Origin of the sequence: Rhodococcus sp. RS1C4 (assembly GCF_002258225.1) — a bacterium.
Lineage (GTDB): Bacteria > Actinomycetota > Actinomycetes > Mycobacteriales > Mycobacteriaceae > Rhodococcoides > Rhodococcoides fascians_E.
Genome location: NZ_NOXZ01000044.1, coordinates 19,523 through 39,930, shown reverse-complemented (window position 1 = coordinate 39,930; position 20,408 = coordinate 19,523). Strand labels below are relative to the sequence as shown.

The 20,408-nt window shown below is 65.7% G+C and carries 18 protein-coding genes; 11 read left to right on the top strand and 7 right to left on the bottom strand.

Annotated elements, in window-relative coordinates:
• Positions 1 to 88: 88 nt before the first annotated feature.
• Positions 89 to 1,558, bottom strand: a complete 1,470-nt coding sequence (locus CH289_RS22465; protein ID WP_249277222.1) for a bifunctional phosphatase PAP2/diacylglycerol kinase family protein — start codon at positions 1,556 to 1,558, stop codon at positions 89 to 91.
• A gap of 229 nt (positions 1,559 to 1,787) precedes the next feature.
• Between CH289_RS22465 and pafA the strand changes: the two genes are divergently transcribed.
• From pafA to CH289_RS22430, 7 genes are all read left to right on the top strand, one after another.
• Complete coding sequence (gene pafA / locus CH289_RS22460) at positions 1,788 to 3,146, top strand: Pup--protein ligase (RefSeq protein ID WP_026347980.1); 1,359 nt, start codon at positions 1,788 to 1,790, stop codon at positions 3,144 to 3,146.
• A gap of 54 nt (positions 3,147 to 3,200) precedes the next feature.
• Positions 3,201 to 4,190 carry a helix-turn-helix transcriptional regulator gene (locus tag CH289_RS22455; protein WP_020110068.1) on the top strand — a complete coding sequence of 330 codons (990 nt, stop codon included), beginning with the start codon at positions 3,201 to 3,203 and terminating at the stop codon, positions 4,188 to 4,190.
• Positions 4,187 to 5,182, top strand: a complete 996-nt coding sequence (locus CH289_RS22450) for a helix-turn-helix transcriptional regulator (RefSeq protein ID WP_020110067.1) — start codon at positions 4,187 to 4,189, stop codon at positions 5,180 to 5,182. Before CH289_RS22455 ends, CH289_RS22450 begins: the two co-directional genes overlap by 4 nt.
• A gap of 74 nt (positions 5,183 to 5,256) precedes the next feature.
• Positions 5,257 to 5,514 carry a Sec-independent protein translocase subunit TatA gene (tatA, locus tag CH289_RS22445; RefSeq protein WP_020110066.1) on the top strand — a complete coding sequence of 86 codons (258 nt, stop codon included), beginning with the start codon at positions 5,257 to 5,259 and terminating at the stop codon, positions 5,512 to 5,514.
• A 65-nt stretch (positions 5,515 to 5,579) separates the two neighbouring features.
• Positions 5,580 to 6,536 carry a twin-arginine translocase subunit TatC gene (gene tatC / locus CH289_RS22440; protein ID WP_019666260.1) on the top strand — a complete coding sequence of 319 codons (957 nt, stop codon included), beginning with the start codon at positions 5,580 to 5,582 and terminating at the stop codon, positions 6,534 to 6,536.
• A gap of 9 nt (positions 6,537 to 6,545) precedes the next feature.
• Positions 6,546 to 9,275, top strand: a complete 2,730-nt coding sequence (locus CH289_RS22435) for a DEAD/DEAH box helicase (RefSeq protein ID WP_020110065.1) — start codon at positions 6,546 to 6,548, stop codon at positions 9,273 to 9,275.
• 50 nt (positions 9,276 to 9,325) lie between these two features.
• The gene (locus CH289_RS22430; protein WP_020110064.1) at positions 9,326 to 10,207 is read left to right on the top strand and encodes a DUF4333 domain-containing protein; all 882 of its coding nucleotides are present in this window, start codon (positions 9,326 to 9,328) and stop codon (positions 10,205 to 10,207) included.
• 40 nt (positions 10,208 to 10,247) lie between these two features.
• Here the strand turns inward: CH289_RS22430 and CH289_RS22425 are convergent, their stop codons facing one another.
• A complete protein-coding gene (locus CH289_RS22425; RefSeq protein WP_019666257.1) occupies positions 10,248 to 11,219 on the bottom strand; it encodes a 5'-3' exonuclease in 972 nt (323 codons plus the stop codon).
• A 29-nt stretch (positions 11,220 to 11,248) separates the two neighbouring features.
• Here CH289_RS22425 and CH289_RS22420 point away from each other — a divergent pair, with 29 nt between their 5' ends.
• Complete coding sequence (locus CH289_RS22420) at positions 11,249 to 12,394, top strand: M24 family metallopeptidase (protein WP_020110063.1); 1,146 nt, start codon at positions 11,249 to 11,251, stop codon at positions 12,392 to 12,394.
• Here CH289_RS22420 and CH289_RS22415 read toward each other — a convergent pair.
• Positions 12,372 to 12,788: a PPOX class F420-dependent oxidoreductase gene (locus CH289_RS22415; protein WP_020110062.1), complete on the bottom strand. Its 417-nt coding sequence runs from the start codon at positions 12,786 to 12,788 to the stop codon at positions 12,372 to 12,374. The genes CH289_RS22420 and CH289_RS22415 overlap by 23 nt on opposite strands.
• A gap of 23 nt (positions 12,789 to 12,811) precedes the next feature.
• Here CH289_RS22415 and CH289_RS22410 point away from each other — a divergent pair, with 23 nt between their 5' ends.
• From CH289_RS22410 to CH289_RS22400, 3 genes are read left to right on the top strand one after another with little or no spacing between them, the layout of a single operon-like run.
• On the top strand, positions 12,812 to 13,573 hold the full coding sequence (locus tag CH289_RS22410; RefSeq protein WP_094711015.1) for an SDR family NAD(P)-dependent oxidoreductase: 762 nt from the start codon (positions 12,812 to 12,814) through the stop codon (positions 13,571 to 13,573).
• Entirely contained in the window at positions 13,570 to 14,793 is a 1,224-nt protein-coding gene (gene cbiE, locus CH289_RS22405; RefSeq protein WP_176458835.1) for a precorrin-6y C5,15-methyltransferase (decarboxylating) subunit CbiE, read from the top strand. The genes CH289_RS22410 and cbiE overlap by 4 nt, the downstream gene beginning before the upstream one ends.
• Positions 14,772 to 15,539 carry a cobalt-precorrin-6A reductase gene (locus CH289_RS22400; RefSeq protein WP_037163195.1) on the top strand — a complete coding sequence of 256 codons (768 nt, stop codon included), beginning with the start codon at positions 14,772 to 14,774 and terminating at the stop codon, positions 15,537 to 15,539. The genes cbiE and CH289_RS22400 overlap by 22 nt, the downstream gene beginning before the upstream one ends.
• Here the strand turns inward: CH289_RS22400 and cobJ are convergent.
• Genes cobJ through CH289_RS22380 form a run of 4 tightly spaced genes read right to left on the bottom strand, consistent with a single transcriptional unit; the run spans position 15,530 to position 20,278 of the window.
• The gene (cobJ, locus tag CH289_RS22395; protein WP_094711013.1) at positions 15,530 to 17,044 is read right to left on the bottom strand and encodes a precorrin-3B C(17)-methyltransferase; all 1,515 of its coding nucleotides are present in this window, start codon (positions 17,042 to 17,044) and stop codon (positions 15,530 to 15,532) included. The two genes, CH289_RS22400 and cobJ, sit on opposite strands and share 10 nt — an antisense overlap.
• Positions 17,041 to 17,667, bottom strand: a complete 627-nt coding sequence (locus tag CH289_RS22390; RefSeq protein WP_033189753.1) for a precorrin-8X methylmutase — start codon at positions 17,665 to 17,667, stop codon at positions 17,041 to 17,043. The genes cobJ and CH289_RS22390 overlap by 4 nt, the downstream gene beginning before the upstream one ends.
• A gap of 31 nt (positions 17,668 to 17,698) precedes the next feature.
• The gene (cobG, locus tag CH289_RS22385) at positions 17,699 to 18,871 is read right to left on the bottom strand and encodes a precorrin-3B synthase (RefSeq protein WP_255183016.1); all 1,173 of its coding nucleotides are present in this window, start codon (positions 18,869 to 18,871) and stop codon (positions 17,699 to 17,701) included.
• A gap of 9 nt (positions 18,872 to 18,880) precedes the next feature.
• A complete protein-coding gene (locus CH289_RS22380; RefSeq protein WP_094728648.1) occupies positions 18,881 to 20,278 on the bottom strand; it encodes an alanine--tRNA ligase-related protein in 1,398 nt (465 codons plus the stop codon).
• Positions 20,279 to 20,408 lie beyond the last annotated feature (130 nt).

Genomic DNA, 20,408 nt, shown 5'->3' with positions numbered 1-20,408 from the left:
AATGACCTGGGTAATCCCGGGAGTGGAGCCCGAGGAATGACCTGAGTAGCGCCCTGCCTTCATCTTCGGGAGCCTGCGGCCTCGTGTTCTATCGATCTCGGTAGAGCGCGAGGCCGTTCTCGTCGACGCCGAATTCGAATGTGCGACCGTCTGCGGTGACTTCGCCGTCGGTGGCGAGCGCGACTTCGGGGCCTTCGACGGCGACCTTCAGCGAGTGAACCGACGAGTGGACGTAGGTCGACGACGATCCGAGCGTTCCGGTGAGTGCCGCCAGAACGAGCCGGGTACGAGACAGGAACGGAGTCGACGGCAGATACCTCAGGTCCAGCGTGCCGGAACCTATCGAGGGCCTGGACATCGGAACCCGGTCCGTGGGCGCGTACTGGCCGTTCCCGACGAACAGCATCCACACTGCCTGCCGACGGCCGTCCAACTCGATCTGCATCGGCTGGGCGCGGCCGAGTACTCGTACCATCGCGACGGCAGCAGCAGGCCATTTACCGATGCGGTCCTGCAGCTTCTCCCGCAGCCGCACGGAGTCCGGGTATCCGCCGAACGTCGCAGTGTTGACGAACGAGATCCGATCCCGGCCGTCGACGACGACGTGGGCGAGATCGACACGATCGGCGGTTCCGTTCTCGATGCTGCGTGCGGTGGCGGCGACATCGGCGACCCCGGCGTCGTGAGCGAAATGGTTGAGAGTACCTCCCGGGAACACCGCGAGTGGGAGGTCGTGCCGCACGGCGGATTCCGCGACGCTGACGATTGTCCCGTCCCCGCCGCACACGCCGAGTGCCGTGGGCGACGTCGCGGCGATACGCTCCTCGAGCTGCGTGGTGAAGTCCCCGTCGGTGTCGGGCCGGAACAGGTCGGCGTCCGGCAACATGCGTCGGATGTCGTCCTCTATCGTGTCGTCGGAACCGGATCCGGGGTTGATCATGATCAGCATGTTCTTGCCGCGCGGAAGCTGCGGCGCCGCAACGGATCTGCCGAGCTCGGCAGGTTCTTCCGTGCGTACGGCCCACCACCGCCGCGTCGACAACGCAATTCCGGCACCGAGAGCGGCACCGGCGACCACATCCGTCGGCCAGTGAACCCCGGTGTGCACCCGTGAATAGCACACCGCCGCGGCCACCGGCGCCAAAGCAGCTGCAGCGAGCGGAGATTCGAGCGCCACGCCGGTGACGAACGCAGCCGCCGACGCCGAATGGCCGGAAGGGAAAGAAGACGACACAGGCGGTGACAACACTCGACGGACGAAAGGGGTCCGCTCGAAACCAGGACGGCTACGGGGAAACGCAGGCTTGAGGACACCGTTCGCCAATGCACTCGCTGCCGCCACGGCCAACAACCCGCGTACCGCGCCGCGACGAGTCGGACCCCGCTTGCTCGCCAACACTCCCGACGCGGCGATCCACAAGCCACTGTGGTTCGCCGCAGTGCTGAGGTTTCGGAGAATCGGATCGGCGACGGATGCACGACTGGCTGCGGTTCGGTCGAACAATCTGACATCCCAGGCGTGGATGCGATCGGGCAAGGAGGGGGATGTCTCGGTCACCACCCCAGCCTAGAGCCGGTCGTTCCTGCCGGCTCCACTCCCGGCTCACTGGGTCGTTCCTGCCGGCTCCACTCCCGCCCTGCCAGGTCGTTCCTGCCGGCTCCACTCCCGCCCTGCCAGGTTGTTCCTGCCGGCTCCACTCCTGCCAGACAGCCCGCGGAAACCGACACAATTTCACCGTGCGTCGTTCGGACGCTCCATCGGCGCGTCTGCGTTGTACTGTCGAAGTGTGCAGCGACGAATCATGGGCATCGAGACCGAGTTCGGTGTCACCTGTACCTTTCACGGGCACAGGCGGCTGAGCCCGGACGAGGTGGCCCGCTACCTCTTCCGCCGGGTCGTGTCGTGGGGCCGTAGCTCCAACGTGTTCCTCCGCAACGGTGCGCGCCTGTACCTCGATGTCGGGTCGCATCCCGAGTACGCGACGGCCGAGTGCGACAGTCTGCTGCAGTTGGTCACTCACGACAGGGCCGGTGAACGAGTCCTCGAGGACCTGCTGATCGACGCCGAGCAGCGGCTCGCCGAGGAAGGTATCGGCGGGGACATCTATCTGTTCAAGAACAACACCGACTCGGCCGGCAATTCCTACGGCTGCCACGAGAACTACCTGGTCCAGCGAGCGGGAGAGTTCTCGCGGATTTCGGATGTGCTGCTGCCGTTCCTCGTCACTCGCCAGCTCATCTGCGGCGCCGGGAAGATTCTGCAGACGCCCAAAGCCGCCACCTTCTGCCTGTCGCAGCGCGCCGAACACATCTGGGAAGGTGTGTCGTCGGCGACCACCCGGTCACGTCCCATCATCAACACGCGCGACGAACCGCATGCGGACGCCGAGAAGTACCGCCGGTTGCACGTCATCGTCGGTGATTCCAACATGGCCGAGACAACCACGATGCTCAAGGTCGGTACGGCCGCTCTCGTGCTCGAGATGATCGAGGCCGGGGTCTCCTTCAGGGACTTCGCGCTGGACAACCCCATCCGCGCGATCCGCGAGGTCAGTCACGATCTGACCGGTCGACGGCCGGTTCGCCTCGCCGGCGGACGGCAGGCCAGTGCACTCGAGATTCAGCGTGAGTACTACGCCAGGGCGGTGGAACATCTGAAGACGCGCGAGCCCAACACTCAGATCGAGCAGGTCGTGGACCTGTGGGGTAGGACTCTGGACGCGGTCGAAGCCCAGGATTTCGCCAAAGTGGACACCGAGATCGACTGGGTCATCAAGCGAAAGTTGTTCCAGCGCTACCAGGATCGATACTCGATGGAGTTGTCCGACCCGAAGATCGCGCAGCTCGATCTGGCCTATCACGACATCAAACGGGGTCGCGGGGTGTTCGACCTGCTCCAGCGCAAGGGTCTTGCGAAGAGGTTGACCGAGGACGAGCAGATCGACGAGGCTGTCGATCTGCCTCCCCAGACGACACGCGCAAAGCTCCGCGGGGAATTCATCACCGCCGCGCAGGATGCAGGCCGCGATTTCACGGTCGACTGGGTTCACCTGAAGCTCAACGACCAGGCTCAACGCACCGTTCTGTGCAAGGACCCGTTCCGCTCCGTCGACGAGCGAGTGGAGCGGTTGATCGCGTCGATGTAGTGGTCGCAGGCGCGCGATGCGACCGAAGCGACTCGGACGGTTAGGGTTCTTGGGGTGGCGATCACCAAAGTCGAACGATTGATGAATCTCGTCATCTGTCTGTTGTCGACACGTCAGTTCGTGACGGCCGAACGGATCAGGGACAGCGTCGCGGGTTACGGAGACTCGGGCAGCGACGAAGCCTTCAGTCGGATGTTCGAGCGTGACAAGAACGAACTCCGTGACCTCGGCGTACCCCTCGAGACCGGGATCTCTGCCGGGACGTTCGGCGTCGAAGGCTATCGAATCAACCGTGATGCCTACGAGCTCCCGGAGATAGATCTCTCGCGCGAGGAAGCGGCTGCGGTCGCGGTCGCGGTGCAGTTGTGGGAATCTCCGGAATTGACCTCCGCGGCGCAGAGCGCGTTGGTCAAGCTGCGCGCCGCGGGAATCCAGGTCGATCAGGAAGACTCGGCGGCGTCGGTGACGGCGGTTCCGGCTCGTACCCGCGGATCTGAACCTGCCCTCGGCGCTCTGCTCGCGGCAATCGACGCGGGCCGGTCGGTGAAGTTCCAGCACCGCAGCTCGGCAACGGATCCGTACACGACCCGCACCGTCGAACCGTGGGGTGTGGTCACGTTTCGGGGCCGGTGGTATCTGGTCGGACACGACGTCGATCGCAACGACACCAGGACGTTCAGGTTGTCGCGTATCGGCGACGACGTCACGACGTTCGGTCGGGCGGGAAGTATCCGCAAACCCGACGACGTGGACGTTCAGTCCATTGTCGCGCGCGTGGCCGGAACCGCCGAGGTCAACGGAACTGCGACGGTGTGGGTAGCCGAGGGTGGAGCGGTGGAGCTCCGCCGGATGGGGACGGCAATGGAGGATCGCATGATCGGTGGACGTCCCGGGTCGGTGATCCGGATTCCCGTCCGTTCGTGGGAGTGGGTCGCCCGGTCGATCGCCGGACACGGGTCCGACGCGGTGGTGCTCGAACCCGCCGAGCTTCGATCGGATGTCATCGCGACCCTGCGTTCGGTTGTTCCGGCGGTCGGGCGATGAGCGCGAGACTGTCGGTCCGGCTGGCGCGGCTGCTGAACATGGTTCCGTTCTTCCTTGCCAATCCAGGCCTGAGCGCCGAGGAAGCTGCGCGCGAGCTCGGGGTGTCCACGTCGACGCTGATGACCGATCTGAACCAGCTCTGGATGTGCGGGCTGCCCGGTTACGGGCCGGGTGATCTGATCGATCTGTCGTTCTCCGAGGAGAGCATCGAAGTCACGTTCTCGGCGGGTATCGACCGCCCTTTGCGACTGACGTCCACCGAGGCGACGGCGTTGCTCGTGGCGTTGCGGTCGCTCACGTCGATGCCGGGCATGGTCGACCCGAGCGCGGCCCAGAGCGCCATCGCCAAGATCGAGCAGGCCGCCGGTTCGGCGAGCGCGAACGTTCCGGGAAACGTCAGCGCCGAACCCGCGGACGACCGTCCCGAGAGCCCGATCGCGACCGCTGTCCGCTCCGCTCTGCGCAGCAAGCACGCTCTGGAACTGACGTATTACTCCGCGTCGCGTGACGCCGTGTCCGAGCGCGTCGTGGATCCGATCCGAACGGTGTCGATCGACGATCACAGTTACCTGCAGGCGTGGTGCCGCAGCGCGGAAGGTGTGCGTCTGTTCCGGTTGGACCGCATCGATCGGGCCGTGGAACTCGAGGTGCCGTCGACACCGCCGGAGGGAGCGAACGAGGACGACAGCTTCGAGATATTCAACGACGACGCGTCCCTGCCTCAGGCGCGACTGCGCGTACTGCCGAGTCACGCGTGGATTCTGGACTATTACCCGATGACTCTGGTGGACACCGAGGACGACGGATCGCTCGTGGTGACGATGAGATTTGCGACACCCGCGTGGATGACGCGTCTTACGCTGGGGTTCGGCGAAGGCGTGCAGGTCCTGGGTCCGCCGGAACTTCGGCGTAGCGTCGAGAACAGGGCAGCCGAGGCGTTGGCGGCGTACGACGACGTCATGTCGGGAAAGTCCGGTGTGAACGCACCGTAAACGTACGGCGACGAGGGAGTCCACGTGGCGAAACGTCGGGTAGGCTCGAGTCATCTGATCTTGGGAGGTAGAACATGGGAGCCATGAGCCCGTGGCACTGGGCCATCGTTGCTTTGGTGGTCGTCATTCTGTTCGGTTCGAAGAAGCTGCCCGACGCAGCACGCGGTCTCGGTCGCTCGCTCCGGATCTTCAAGAGTGAAGTCAAGGAAATGCAGAACGACGGCAAGTCCGATACGCCGGCAACACCAGCGCCGAATCGGATCGACTCGCAGGCCAGCGATATTCACGCCACAGGCAGCGTGACGTCGCAGCCGGACTCCAAGTCCGCCTGACGCGACATCGTGGTAAACCGGGGTGCTGACCAGCACCCCGGTTCACTGCTGAGCGAAGACAGAGTATGCGAATTCCGTTCGATCCGAGGCGCAGCAAGCGCCGTTTGAATCCCGACGGCACCATGTCGTTGGTCGATCATCTCTACGAGTTGCGCACGCGACTCATGTGGTCGCTTCTCGCCATGGCAGTCACCACGGCCTTCGGCTTCTTCTGGTACTCCCACACGATTCTCGGTATCGAGAGTCTCGGCGATCTTCTTCGCGGCCCGTACTGCTCGCTCGATCCGAGTCTTCGAGCGGACCTCAGCGGCAACACGAGCGGTGTCGACGAGTGTCGGTTGCTCGCGACCGGTCCGTTCGACCAGTTCCTGTTGCGGTTCAAAGTCGCATTCACGGCGGGCGTCGTGCTCGCTTGCCCCGTCTGGCTGTATCAGATCTGGGCGTTCGTCACGCCTGGCCTCTACAAGCAGGAGCGTCGCTACGCGGTCTCGTTCGTGACCTCCGCTGCCATCCTGTTCGTCGGCGGAGCCGTGCTGGCGTACTTCATCGTCTCCAAGGGCCTGCACTTCTTGCTGTCCATCGGTGACAACGTGCAGATAACGGCGCTGAGCGGCGCCCAGTACTTCGGCTTCGTCATCAATCTGCTGATCATCTTCGGCGTGAGCTTCGAAATCCCGTTGCTCGTCGTGGCCTTGAATTTCGTCGGTGTACTCACGTACGAGCGCCTCAAGGCGTGGCGACGCGGACTCATCATGGGTCTGTTCGTGTTCGCGGCGATCGCGACACCCGGCCAGGATCCGTTCTCGATGCTTGCCCTGGCTCTTGCACTCACGCTGCTGTTCGAGATGGCGGTGCAAGTAGCGCGCATTCACGACAAGCGTAAATTGCGGAAGAGAAAAGATGATTGGGGTGATGTATCCGATGACGAAGCATCGTCGATCGAGTCCGCTGGTCCGCTTGCATCCCCGATTTCGGTCACTCCTCCGAAGCAACCCGAGCGGGATTTCACCGACACGATCTGACGTGATCGTGTGACGGTGTCGACGTCCGAACTGCAGCGATTCGCGGGGCACCTCGATTTTCCGTTGGATCGTTTCCAGGTGGACGCGTGCACCGCGCTGGAATCCGGGCACGGGGTCCTGGTCTGTGCTCCGACGGGCGCGGGCAAGACGATCATCGGCGAGTTCGCCGTCCACCTTGCGCTTGCCGCAGGTCGAAAGTGCTTCTACACCACACCGATCAAGGCGCTGAGCAACCAGAAGTTCGCCGAACTCACTGCCCGCTACGGACGTGACACGGTCGGTCTGCTCACGGGCGACTCCAGTGTGAACGCCGATGCCCCCATCGTGGTGATGACCACCGAGGTCCTGCGGAACATGCTGTACGCGTCGTCGGATGCGTTGCGTGGCCTCTCGCACGTCGTGATGGACGAAGTTCATTACCTCGCCGACCGTTTTCGTGGCGCAGTGTGGGAGGAAGTGATCCTGCACCTGTCGCAGGATGTACGGCTGGTCAGTCTGTCCGCGACCGTCAGCAACGCCGAGGAGTTCGGCGCGTGGATGGAGACCGTCCGCGGCGACACCACCGTGGTGGTCGACGAGAACAGGCCGGTTCCGCTGTCTCAGCACATCATGGTGGGGAGGCGGCTGTTCGATCTGTTCGACAGCCGGGCCCAGAGCGGAGAAGGATCGGCACGGCTCGTCGTCGACAAGGACCTCGTTCGCTACGTGAAACAGCGTCAATCGCTCGACCACGTCGATCGATGGCAACCACCGCACGGCAGGGGACGAGGCCGTGGCCGCGCCGGCGGTTCCAGCATGGCCAATCGTCCGCTCCCGCGTCCGGAGGTCATCTCCAAGCTCGACGAGGAAGGACTTCTGCCTGCGATCACGTTCATCTTCAGCCGGGCCGGATGCGACGGTGCGTTGACGCAGTGCCTTCGGTCCCGGTTGGTGTTGACCACGCCTGAGCAGGCCGAGGAGATTCGCTACATCGTCGACAAACACACCGCCGAGCTGCCGAGGGAGGATCTCGAGGTTCTCGGATACTGGGAGTGGCGTGAAGCACTCGAGCGCGGCCTCGCGGCCCATCACGCGGGCATGCTGCCGGTGTTCCGCCACACGGTGGAGGAACTGTTCGTCAAGGGCCTGGTTCGCGCCGTGTTCGCGACCGAGACCCTTGCCCTCGGCATCAACATGCCTGCGCGCACCGTGGTCCTCGAGAAACTGGTCAAGTACAACGGTGAATCTCACGCGGAGTTGACCCCGGGGGAGTACACCCAGCTCACCGGCCGTGCCGGTCGACGCGGAATCGACGTGGAAGGACACGCTGTCGTGCTGTGGCAGCCGGGAACCGAGCCGACGGAGGTCGCCGGTCTCGCATCCACCCGTACGTTCCCGCTGCGCAGTTCGTTCCGCCCGGGATACAACATGTCGATCAATCTGATCGAGCAGTTCGGTGCCGCCGAATCGCGGACGCTGCTGGAACGGTCGTTCGCACAGTTCCAGGCAGATCGATCGGTCGTCGGTCTGGTCCGTGGGATCGACCGCAACGGCAAGACCCTCGCAGGACTGTTGGAACGGCTCGGCGGCGTCGACGGCGAGTATTTCGAGTACGCGAAACTGCGGGAGCGACTCACCGAGCGTGAGCGGCTGCTCGAGCGTCAGGGCAGGCAGGACCGGCGAGATCAGGCGGTCGAGTCACTGCTCGAGCTCAAACGAGGCGACGTCGTCTCGGTTCCCAGCGGTAAGCGCGCCGGATTGGCCGTGGTGTTGGAATCCGACGACGACCGGGTCGATCCCCGACCGCTGGTGTTGACCGAAGATGCGTGGGCCGGACGATTGTCGGCGGCGGACTTCCCGTCAGCCGCGTACGCACTCGGTCGTATGCGCCTGCCGAAGTTCATCGACCACCGCACTGCTCGCACGCGGCGCGACCTGTCGGCGGCATTGCGGTCGACAGGCATCTCGGCTCCGTCGGATCGGCGTCGGCGCAAGTCGACGGCAGCAGACGACAGTGAACTCGCCACGCTCCGTAGAAGTCTTCGATCGCATCCGGTTCACTCGCGCTCGGACCGGGACGAGCTCGGCCGCGTCGGTGAGCGCTACAACAAGCTGGCTCGTGACACCGAATCGATGCGTCAGAAAGTCTCCGCAACAACCAATTCGCTCGCGCGAACCTTCGACCGCATTCTGGCTCTCCTCGCGGAGCGCGACTACATCACCTCCGGTGCGGCGCCCACGGTGACCGAACACGGGGCGCGGCTCGGCCGTATCTACTCCGAGTCGGACCTGCTGGTGTCCGAGTGTCTGAGACAGGGTCTCTGGACTGGGCTCGCGCCGGCCGAACTGGCTGCGGTAGTGTCGGCCGTGGTGTTCGAGTCCCGTCAGGAGGTCGGCGACACCGTTCCTCAGGGCCCGACCGGGCCGATCCGTCATGCGCTGGGCGAGACGGTCCGCGTGTGGGGCGAGTTGCGGTCCGACGAGATTCGGCACAAGCTGCCGCAGACCCGCGAACCGGACATGGGATTCGTGAAGGCGGTCTACCGCTGGGCAAGCAATCACACGCTCGCCGACGCGTTGATGGCTGCGGGCGATCGCGGAAAAGCACTGTCGGGCGGCGACTTCGTTCGGTGGTGTCGACAGGTGATCGACCTGCTGGATCAGGTCCGGCTGGCGTCGCCGGATCCCGCGTTGTCGAAGGCGGCGGCGCGGGCGATCGCGGCGTTGCGCCGAGGAGTCGTAGCAGTCGACGCTGCGTAACCGTGTCCGATATGGTTGCGGCCGGTCAATCGAATTCACGTGGAGGCGAGATGAGCGGCCCGTACGGTCCGAACAACCCCGATGATCAGTGGTCGCGCGATCAAGGAAAGCCGGAGAGTGCCACCCCGGACACCGAGCAGTGGGGCCGGTCCCAGGACGGCGGAGCCACGTCGGCGTACCCAACTCAGGCTTATCCGGACGCGTCGGGCTCGAATCAACAGGGTTCGCAGGGACAGTATCCGCAGCAGGCGTACGGGCAGTACGGATACCCGCAGGGGCAGTACCCGGGCCAGCCGTACGCCCAGCAGCCGGGGCAGCAGCCAGGGTATCCCGGTCAGCCTGCTCAGCCGGGCCAGTATCCAGGCCAGACCAACACCCAGTACCCAGGCCAGCAGTACGGCCAGCCGGGGCAGCCGGGGCAGTCCGGTCCGCAGCCGGGGCAGTATCCAGGCCAGCCGTACGGTCAGCCGAATGCCCAATATCCGGGCCAACCGTACGGTCAGCAGCCTGGCCAGCAGGCCGGTCAGTATCCGGGACAGCCGCAGTGGGGGCAGGGGCAATACCCCGGTCAGCCGCAGGGACCGGGCAATCAGTGGAATTCTGCCCAGCAGACACCCGGCGGTACCAAGTCGAAAACGCCGTACTTCGTGATCGGTGGTCTGGTCGCTGCCATCGTCGTGATCGGTGGAGCCGCGTTGGCATTCGGAGGTTCCAAGAATCTCGATCCCGCAGCTGCCGAATCCGGTGTCGAGGACATCGTGACCGGTACCTACGGTGCATCGTCCGTCAGCAACGTCTCGTGCCCCGACGGCAAGAAGATCGAGGAGGGAGCATCGTTCGAATGCTCTCTTCAGGTGGACGGTTTCGAGCGCACGGTGACCTTGACGTTCACCGATAACGACGGCACATACGAGGTCTCCCGCCCGCGTTGACGTCGAACGCCCGTCACGACCCGTGGGCCGGCCGCCGCATTCAGGACCCGTGGACCGACAGGGCTGCGGTGAGTCGGCCCACGGCGTTCTCGATTCCCAGTCGAGCGGCGAGTTCGGCCAGCTTGTCCGCGTCGGCGGGGACGGCCGGTATGACGTCGGACCTGGAGAGCACCACATCGGCGTCGCGGACGACACGGACCACCGGTAGCGCCGCATCGAGGTAGTCGGCAGCCGCGGCGAGTTTGGCCCGCACGCCCTGCGCCATGTCCGACGACGGGTCGAGAGCAGCGTCGCGCAGCGCAGCCACCGAGCCGTACCGGAGCATGAGCGTGGACGCAGTTTTCTCGCCGACACCTTTGACTCCGGGCAGACCGTCCGAGCTGTCCCCGCGCAGCAGAGCAAGCTCGGCGTAGGCGTCGCCTGCTCGATCCGCGGGCACTCCGTACTTCTCGGCCACCTCGGCGGGACCGAACAGTTCGGCTTTCGCCAGACCACGTCCCACGTAGAGGACTTTCACCTGATTGGGTTCGTCGGCTGCGACCTGAAGTAGATCCCGGTCTCCGCTGACGACCACGACAGGGTCGGTGCGCTCGCGCGCGGCGAGGGTACCCAGGACATCGTCCGCCTCCAGGCCCTCAGCGCCTGCAGTCGCAATGCCTGCTGCAGCGAGCACCTCCATGATCAGATCCACCTGGGGCGACAGGCTGTCCGGCACTTCCTCGCTCTCCGGTGTGCCCGGTGCAGCCTCGGCGACGCGATGAGCTTTGTACGACGGCACGAGGTCGACGCGGAACTGCGGTCGCCAATTCAGATCGAGGCAGACCGCGAGGCGACTCGGCTCGGTGCGGGCCATCAGCGCCGACACCATGTCGACGAATCCACGCACGGCGTTCACCGGTGTGCCGTCGGGTGCTGTAATCGATTCGGGCAGAGCGTAGTAAGCGCGAAACCACAGGCTGGCTCCGTCGAGAAGGAGCAGCGGCGACGATCCAGGGGCGGTCATGTGGATCATCTTGCCAAAACGTCGATAGCCTGTAGATCATGAGTTCCACTTCCGCACAGTCCCCAGCCAGATTCCCATCGGAGACCTACGCGTCGCGACTTGCACGTGCCGCCGAATTCGCCTCCGAGGCCGGACTCGACGCACTGCTGATCTCGCCGGGGCCGGACCTTCGGTACCTGCTCGGCTCACAGGCGAGTTCGTTCGAGCGTCTGCTCTGCCTCGTCGTGCCGTCGAGTGGTGCTAAGCCGACGGTGGTGGTTCCGAGGATGGAGCTCGCCGCCCTGAAGGACTCGGCCGTGGCCGACCTCGGGCTCGAACTCGCCGATTGGGTGGACGGGACGAGTCCGTACGACATCATCGCGGCGGCACTGCCCGAGGGCGCCACCACCGCAGTCGACGACGCGATGCCGGCGCTGCACTTCGTGCCCGTCGCCAACCGACTCGGTGTCGTACCCGTTCTGGCCACGGACGTTCTGCGTCGACTCCGGATGGTCAAGGACGAGGCGGAGATCGACGCATTACGTCGAGCAGGCCAGGCCATCGACCGAGTCCATGCACGGATGGGGGATTTCCTGAAGGTCGGCCGAACCGAAGCCGACATCGCGGAGGATATCGCCGCCGCCATCCTGGAGGAGGGCCACACCGAAGCGGCCTTCATCATCGTCGGGTCCGGTCCGCACGGCGCCGATCCGCATCACGAGGTGTCCGATCGCGTGATCGAGGCAGGCGACGTCGTGGTCATCGACATCGGCGGGCCCGTGGCGCCGGGATACAACTCCGACTCGACTCGCACCTACGTCCTCGGCGATCCCCCCGCGGACGTCGCGGCGCAGTACGCCGTACTCGAGCGAGCACAACAGGCCGCCGTGGATCGGGTGCGTCCCGGTGTCTCGGCCGAGTCCGTCGATGCCGCAGCCCGGGAAGTCCTGACCGCGGAGGGCCTGGGCGAGGCGTTCCTGCACCGCACCGGTCACGGAATCGGCTTGTCCGTGCACGAGGAGCCCTACATCGTGTCCGGCAACGACATCGAACTCACCGAGGGAATGGCGTTCAGCGTCGAACCGGGAATCTACTTTCGCGGACAGTGGGGAGCCCGGATCGAGGACATCGTGATCGTCACCGCCGACGGGTGCGAGTCGGTCAACCTCCGCCCGCACGGACTCACGGTGCTGCCGGTGTCGTGAGCAGCGACCGCGACCCGAGCACACGTCGAACCGAAATTCGAATGACCACGCGTTCGGGATTCTCCCGGGGAACCCGGTACCGCACCGCGTAGCGGTTCTCGGCGTCGACCACGTCGTCGCGGTCGGTCAACACCTCCGAGGTGCCCTCCAGTGTCAACCACCGAGGGCCGTCGATCTGACTGACGGCCGCGTATCCGCCGCGGGAGGCGTTCAGTGCTTTCTGCGTCGCGCGTCCGGTGATGACTCGGGCGAACCCGCCGTCGGGATCCCAGGTGAATCCGACGGCGACCACGTGCGGAGTGCCGTCGCTGCGCAAGGTGGTCAGCGTCGCGAGATGGCGTTCGGTGAGGAACTCCACGGCGTCGGGTGTCAAGGATGCGGGGGTGGTGACCATGATGCACACGGTAATCGGCCACAATGACCGTCGTGACGACCACTGCACCCGAAGGCACGGTTCTCGTTCTCGGCGGACGTAGCGAGATCGGACTCGAGCTCGCTACGCGTCTGGCGTCCGGCCGGACCGTCGTGCTTGCCGCACGCCGGAGCAACGACCTGACCGAACAGGTGGACGCGGTCGTGGCCGCAGGTGCGACCACCGTGGCGACGGTCGAGTTCGACGCCGACGATCTCGGGTCGCACGGCGCCGTGCTCCAGTCGGTCGTTGCCGAGCACGGGCCCCTGTCCACCGTCGTGTTGGCGTTCGGCATCCTCGGCGATCAAACACGTGCCGAGCAGGATGCTGCTCATGCAGCGGCGATTCTGCACACCGACTTCGTTGCACAGGCCGCGATGTTGACCCGGATCGCCACTGTCCTGCGCGCTCAGGGCACCGGCCGGATCGTCGTGTTCTCCTCCGTCGCGGGAGTGCGTGTGCGCAAGGCGAACTACGTGTACGGATCGGCCAAAGCCGGTCTCGACGGATTCGCGACGGGCTTGTCCGACGCTCTTCGAGGGTCGGGTGTCAGCCTGCTGCTCGTTCGCCCCGGTTTCGTCGTCGGTTCGATGACGAAGGGTATGACTCCCGCCCCGCTCTCGAGCTCACCTGCACAGGTCGCCGACGCGGTGGCCGCGGCTCTGGGTGCCGGGAAGTCGAGGGTGTGGATTCCCGGCATCCTCGCGCCGATCTACTTCGCCGTCCGATTCGTTCCACAGTGGTTGTGGCGGAAGGCCCCTCGATGACCTCGCCGCAGGCGCAGCCCATCTCCGTCGTCGGAATCGGGGCCGACGGGTGGGCCGGACTCTCCGAGTCGGCACGGGTGATCGTCACGGAGGCCGATGTCGTGTTCGGATCGAGGCGCCAGCTCGACTCGACTCCGGTTCCGCCCGAGAAGGCGCGCCGGTGGCCGACTCCGCTCGTCCCGAGTCTGCGTACCTCGTTCGCGGAGTGGCACGGCCGAAGAATCTGCGTGCTCGCGAGCGGCGACCCGATGTTCCACGGAATCGGGGTGACGCTCGCCCGCGAATTCGGGGCCGCGAGATTGCATGTCGTTCCCGCTCCGTCCTCGGTGTCGCTCGCCTGCGCCAGGCTCGGTTGGGCGGTGCACGAGGTGGTCACAGTCAATCTCGTCAACACGGCGCCGAGCACTCTCGTCGCGGCGCTGGCGGACCGTGCACGCATCGTCGTCCTGTCGCGCGATCAGGACACGCCGGCAGCCGTGGCCGAAAAGCTGTGTGAGGCCGGCTATCCTGCGTCGTCGATGACCGTACTCGAGCAACTGGGTGGGCCGTCCGAGCACTCGGTGGCGGGTGAGGCCGGCTCGTGGAACCACTCGGCCGGAGATCCGCTGAACGTCGTCGCGATCGACTGCGTCGCCGACGACCGGTCGGGCCGGCTCACCCGAGTTCCGGGTCTGCCCGACGACGCCTACTCCGGCGACGGCCAGCTGACCAAAGCCGAGGTCCGAGCCTTGACCGTGAGTGCACTCGCGCCCGCGCCCGGTGAGCTGCTGTGGGACGTCGGGGGCGGCTCGGGTTCCATCTCCATCGAGTGGATGCGGACGCACCCGCGTTGTCGAGCAACGACTTTCGAATCCATTGACGCCAGACGAGCGCAGATCGACGCCAACGCGTCGGCGTTGGGAGTGCCGAGCCTTCGAGTACTCGGACGTGCACCTGCTGCGTTCGAAGAGGTACCCGACGACGTACCCGACGCCGTGTTCATCGGTGGCGGCCTGACCAGCGACGCCATGGTCGACGTCTGCTGGGAGCGACTTCGCGTGGGCGGGCGACTGGTTGCCAATGCGGTCACCGCCGAGTCGGAATCGCTGGTTCTTCACTGTGTTTCGAAGTTCGGCGGTTCTCTGCGCAGATTCCAGATCTACCGGGCCGAGGCGCTGGGATCGTTCACCGGCTGGAGGCCCCACATGCCCGTCACGCAATGGACAGCCGTCAAACGGTGAAGATCCTTCTGCTGGGCGGAACTTCGGAGGCTCGTTCGCTCGCCGCCGAGGTCCACGGCGATCCGTGCCTCGACGTCGTCTCGTCCTTGGCGGGACGTGTGCACGAGCCACAGCTGCCGGTCGGTTCGGCTCGGGTCGGAGGTTTCGGAGGTCCGGCAGGATTGACGCAGTGGCTCGAACACGAATGCGTCGACGTCGTCGTGGACGCGACGCACCCGTTCGCGACGTCGATGTCGTCCAACGCGCGCGAGGCCTCGCGCGCCACCGGCACACCGCTCGTCCGGCTCGTGCGCCCTGCCTGGACGCCGTCGGCGGACGACCGGTGGATTCGTGTCGGATCGGTCTCGGAGGCTGCCGAGGCAGTCGAACGCTTCTCCCGTCGGTCGTTTCTGACGATCGGGCGGCAGAACGTCGATGCGTTCGCGTGGATCGAGCGCACCTGGTTCCTCGTTCGGAGCATCGATCCGCCCACCGGCGCACTACCGCCGCATCACGAGGTGCTGCTCGCGCGCGGCCCCTTCGCGGAGGCCGACGAAATCAAGCTGATGAGGGCGCATCGCATCGACACGATGGTCACGAAGAACAGCGGTGGAGCGATGACGGACGCAAAGTTGGCCGCAGCCCGTCGCCTGGGTGTCCCCGTGGTGATGATCGACCGACCTCGGGAAGCGGGGGCGGATTTCACTGCGGACTCCGTCGGAGCCGTCGTGGAGTGGCTTCGAGGCCACCACGTACGTCAGGGGTAACGACGAGAGGTGAACACCTGCCGGCCCGCGCCGGTCTCGACGACGTGCGTCTGCGAGGAGCCGATGATGAGCAGGCATCTCATGTCGACCTCGCTCGGGTCGAGGTCGCCCAGTTCGACGACGCGAACCGACTCTTCGTCGCTGCCTACCGCACGTCCGATGACGACGGGAGTCTGCGGGCTGCGGTGTTCCAACAGCAGGTCTCGCATCTTCTCGACCTGCCACGTCCTGGATTTCGACGCCGGGTTGTAGACGGCGATGACCATGTCGGCGGCCGCGGCAGCAGTGATCCTGTTCGCGACCACGTCCCACGGTTTGAGGCGGTCGGACAGCGAGATGACCGCATAGTCGTGTCCGAGCGGCGCGCCCACCCGGCTCGCGACGGCATTCGCCGCTGTCATGCCGGGGACCACCCGTACCGGAACCTCGGCCCACTGCGGTTCGGCCGCTACTTCGATCACCGCCGACGCCATCGCGAACACCCCGGGGTCACCGGACGAGACGACCACCACGCGCTTGCCTCGCTTGGCGAGATCGAGCGCGAACGCGGCACGCTCGGACTCCACCTTGTTGTCACTCGCGTGCCGAATCTGACCGGGTCCGAGCGTTACTCGATTCAAGTACGTGACGTATCCGACGAGGTCGGTGGCGCGGGCGAGTTCTCGACGCACCTCCTCGGTCGTCCAGCAGTCCGCGCCCGGACCGAGTCCGACCACAGTTACCTCACCGACTGCACCGACCTCGACCTTCCCGTCCGCGGGTGTGGGGGACACGGCGTTGTTGGCCGGGCTCGGCACGACGACCATCGAGAAGTAGGGAACTGCCGACGGGTCGACGTCCGCGGCGCTCGAGACGCGTTGGCCCTCCGTGCTCGCGCGTTCGACGTATCTTGCTTCGTCCAACCTGCCCGCGTCCGTCAGCGCCTGCACGACAGTGGGGAAGGTGCGGCCGAGCTTCATGATCGCTGCGGCGTCGGTGGCCGCCAACCGCCGCGTCAATTCGTCCACGGGCAAGGTTCCGGGTAGAACCGTGAACACCTCGTCACGTTCGACGAGGGGAGTCTTGAGCGCTGCAGATGCCGCACTGACCGACGTCACGCCGGGTATCACCTCGACGTCGAAACGGCCGACGAGTCGTTTGTGCATGTGCATGTAGGAGCTGTAGAACAGCGGATCGCCTTCGGCGAGCAACGCGACGTCGCGACCGGCAGCGAGGTGGGCTGCCAATCGAGCCGCGGCCTCCTCGTAGAACTCGTCGATCGCACCCTGATATCCGCCCGGATGATCGGTGGTCTCCGTCGTGACCGGATACACCAGGTGCTCCTCGATCTGACCGTCACGCATGTAGGGTGCCGCGACGCCTCGTGAAATGCTTCGGCCGTGACGCGCGCTGTGGAACGCGATCACGTCGGCCGCCTCGATGACGCGGGCGGCCTTGACGGTGACGAGTTCCGAGTCGCCCGGGCCGATTCCGACACCCCACAGCTTGCCTGCAACGACGCTCATTCTTCCTCGCTCGCAATGGCATTGACCGCTGCAGCGGTGATCGCACTTCCTCCGCGGCGGCCACGAACGACGAGATACTCCACACCCAGTCCGGATGCGATGAGGTCCTCTTTCGATTCGGCTGCGCCGATGAAACCGACCGGGCCTCCGACGATGGCGGCGGGCGCGGGGGCACCGGCGGCGAGCATCTCCATCAGATGGAACAGTGCGGTCGGGGCGTTGCCGATCGCGACGACGGCGCCGTCGAGTCGGTCTCCCCACAACTCCAGTGCCGCTGCGGTCCTGGTGGTCCCCAGCTTGTCCGCGAGGTCGCGAACCCGCGGGTCGGACAGCGTGCAGAGGACCTCGTTGTCCGCGGGCAACCTCCGACGGGTGACACCCGCGGCGACCATGTTGGCATCGCACAGAATCGGGGCGCCGGACTTCAACGCTGCGCGCGCATCGTGGACGACGTTCGGCGTGGCGCCGATGACCTCGGTCAGATCGACCTCGCCGCTCGCGTGGATCATCCGCACGACGACCTGCGCGATGTCCGCGGAGAACGCCGACAGATCCGCCTCGGCCCTGATGGTTGCAAAGGACTGTCGGTAGATCTCCGCACCGTCGCGGATGTAGTCGTGCATGGCGTTCACGATAGGTCAGGCCGGTGAGCGGTCAGGACACCCGGTATCCGGTCGGTCCGGCGACGACGTTCAGTACATCTCCCTTCGGCGCCCCGCACCGACGGTCGCATCCGGACCAGTGCTGTCGGCGTCCGCGTAGGACCGTGCCTGCGCCGATCGCGTCGGTGAGATCTGCGCGTACGTCGGCGTTCGACTTCTCGCACCCGGGGGAGCCGGTGCAGGCACTGGCGTCGATCCAGGGTGAGTTCTCGTCGAAGATCAGACCCATGGGTGCGAGAACACGCACCACGGTGTCGGCCATGTCCTCGTCCAGATCGCACACCACCACGCTGCGCCACGGGGTGAGCACCAACGGTCTGTCGATCGCCGCCAGGAACTCCGCGAGTCGGCCGTCCAACGTACCGAGGGCGAGCGCTCCGCCGAGAGCTACCCGGCCGTCGTTCTGCGGTAGCCAGCCGACCGGGGGAGTCGACGACGTCCCCACCTCGAGGCGGCTCTCCGTGGTCGGAGTCGAGCCGAGGGCCGCAAGCACTCGTTCGGGTCCGTCGTAGAGCTCGCTCAGCCGCCATTCGGAGGTTCGCAGATCCACGAACGCCTGAGCGGACGCCAGCAGTACGTCGACGACATCGCCTTCGGCAATGCGAACACCCGTGTCCCGGCCCGCGAGAACCAGCGCGTACCGGGCCCTCTCGTCCGCTGGATCGCCGGAAAGGTGATGTTCGGGGGATACGGCCGCTGCCGCGAAATCCGGGCGCGCCGAGAGAACGTCGCCTCGGCCGTCGTCCAGCGCGAACAGTGTGCGGCCCGGAAGTTCGGCCAATGCCGGCCGCGCGCACAGGGCGGCGTCGAGTCGGCCGATCGAGTCGCGTACGTCTGCGATTCCCCCGACTCGACCGGTCAGTGGCGATGCGAGGATGTTGCGCACTCGTTCATGCGTCGGTGACGGCAACAGACCTGCGTCGGACAGCCGACGTGCAAGCTCGTCTCCGTCGGACACAGCGCGAAATTGAACATTGCCTCTCGACGTCAACTCCATCGAACCGTTGCCCAGCTCGGTCGCAGCGCCGGAGAGAACGAGCATCTGCGCCGGAGTGACCACTCCGCCCGGTAGACGCACGCGAGCCAGCGAGCCGTCGGCAGCCTGGTGCATGGACAGGGCGCCCGGGCACTTGTCCGGGACGGCTCGGGGATCGGTCGAACTCACTTCTTCAGGCTACAAGTGCATCTTGTTGGCGGCGCGGGAGCGTTCGCGCTGCTCGCGCATCTTCGCGTCGAACTCCGTACGCCATCGGGCACTGACGGTGAGTCCACGGGTTCTGGCTTCCTCGACGCTGAGCTCGACCGGAAACCCGTAGGTGTCGTAGAGGACGAACAGTTCCTCCCCGGTGATGGGTCCGTCGGCCATTCTGGCCAGCTCTCGCAGCCCCCGCCGCAAAGTCTGCCGAAAGACCCTCTCCTCCTTGACGAGGACGGCGACGACTTCGTCGTGCAGCCGGTCCACCTCGGGATACGCACTGCGGTACAACCCGGCGATCGTCGGGACCACGTCCTGCACGAAGTTCTGCTCCACGCCGAGGTCGAACGCGAATCGAACGGCGCGCCGAATCAACCGGCGCATCACGTACCCCTGTTCCTTGTTGCCGGGTCGCACTCCGTCCACCGCGAGAAACACCGCACCGCGCAGGTGATCGGCCACCACCCGCATGGCCGCGGTGTGCGAGGCGTACGTCGCACCGGTCAGAGCTTCCAACTGTTCGACTATCGGCCACAGCAGCGAGCTGCGGAACACGTCGGGACTGTCGATCGCCGCGGCCGCTATGCGTTCGAGTCCGCCTCCGTAATCGACGTTGCGCCGCGGCAGCGTGCCGAATCCGTCTGCGGTGCGCACGTACTGCATGAACACCGAGTTGCCGAGTTCGATGTAGCGCCCGCAATCGCAGTTCTGGTGGCAGAACTCGCCGTACGCCGTGTCGTGAGGAACGTCGGGATAGAGGTAGAACACCTCGGAATCCGGACCGCCGGGTTCCCCGACCGGCATCGCATCGGCCGAGCCCGCGCGGCACCACCAGTTCTTCGCGCCGTAGAACGCGATCCTGGCCCCGTTGCTACCGACTCGGCCGCCGTGTTCCTCCGTACCGAGATCGACACGGTCCGCGTCGATGCCCGCTGCGGCGAACATCGACGCCCACACGTCGGCGCTCTCGGTGTCCTTCGGTATCGAATACCGCTCGTCGCCGGCAAAACACGACACGAAGATCCGGGCGGGATCGAGACCGACGACACCGGTGAGGAACTCCCAGAACCGCGGAATCTGCTGATCCTTGAAGTAGTCGCCCAGACTCCAGTTTCCGAGCATCTCGAAGAACGTCGTGTGCCGGTTGTCGCCGACCTCCTCGATGTCCTGTACGCGAACGCACGGCTGACTGTCGGTCAGACGCGTCCCCTCGGGGTGTTCGGCACCCAGTAGATAGGGGAGTAGCTGCTGCATACCGCTGCCGTTGAACAGGGTCGTCGGATCGCCCACGGGCACCAGCGACGCTCGTTCGATCGGCCGATGGCCACGGTCGGCGAAGAACTGCAGGTACGCGCTGCGTATGTCCCGAGCATCCATCCGTCGATGCTACGAGCGAACGGGTGGACACGGCAGCGGATTCACTTGGGTAGCATTCCCCACCAGAAGGCTTCGGCCGAGAGGAAATCCGGTGCAAGTCCGGTGCGGTCGCGCCACTGTCACAGCCAGA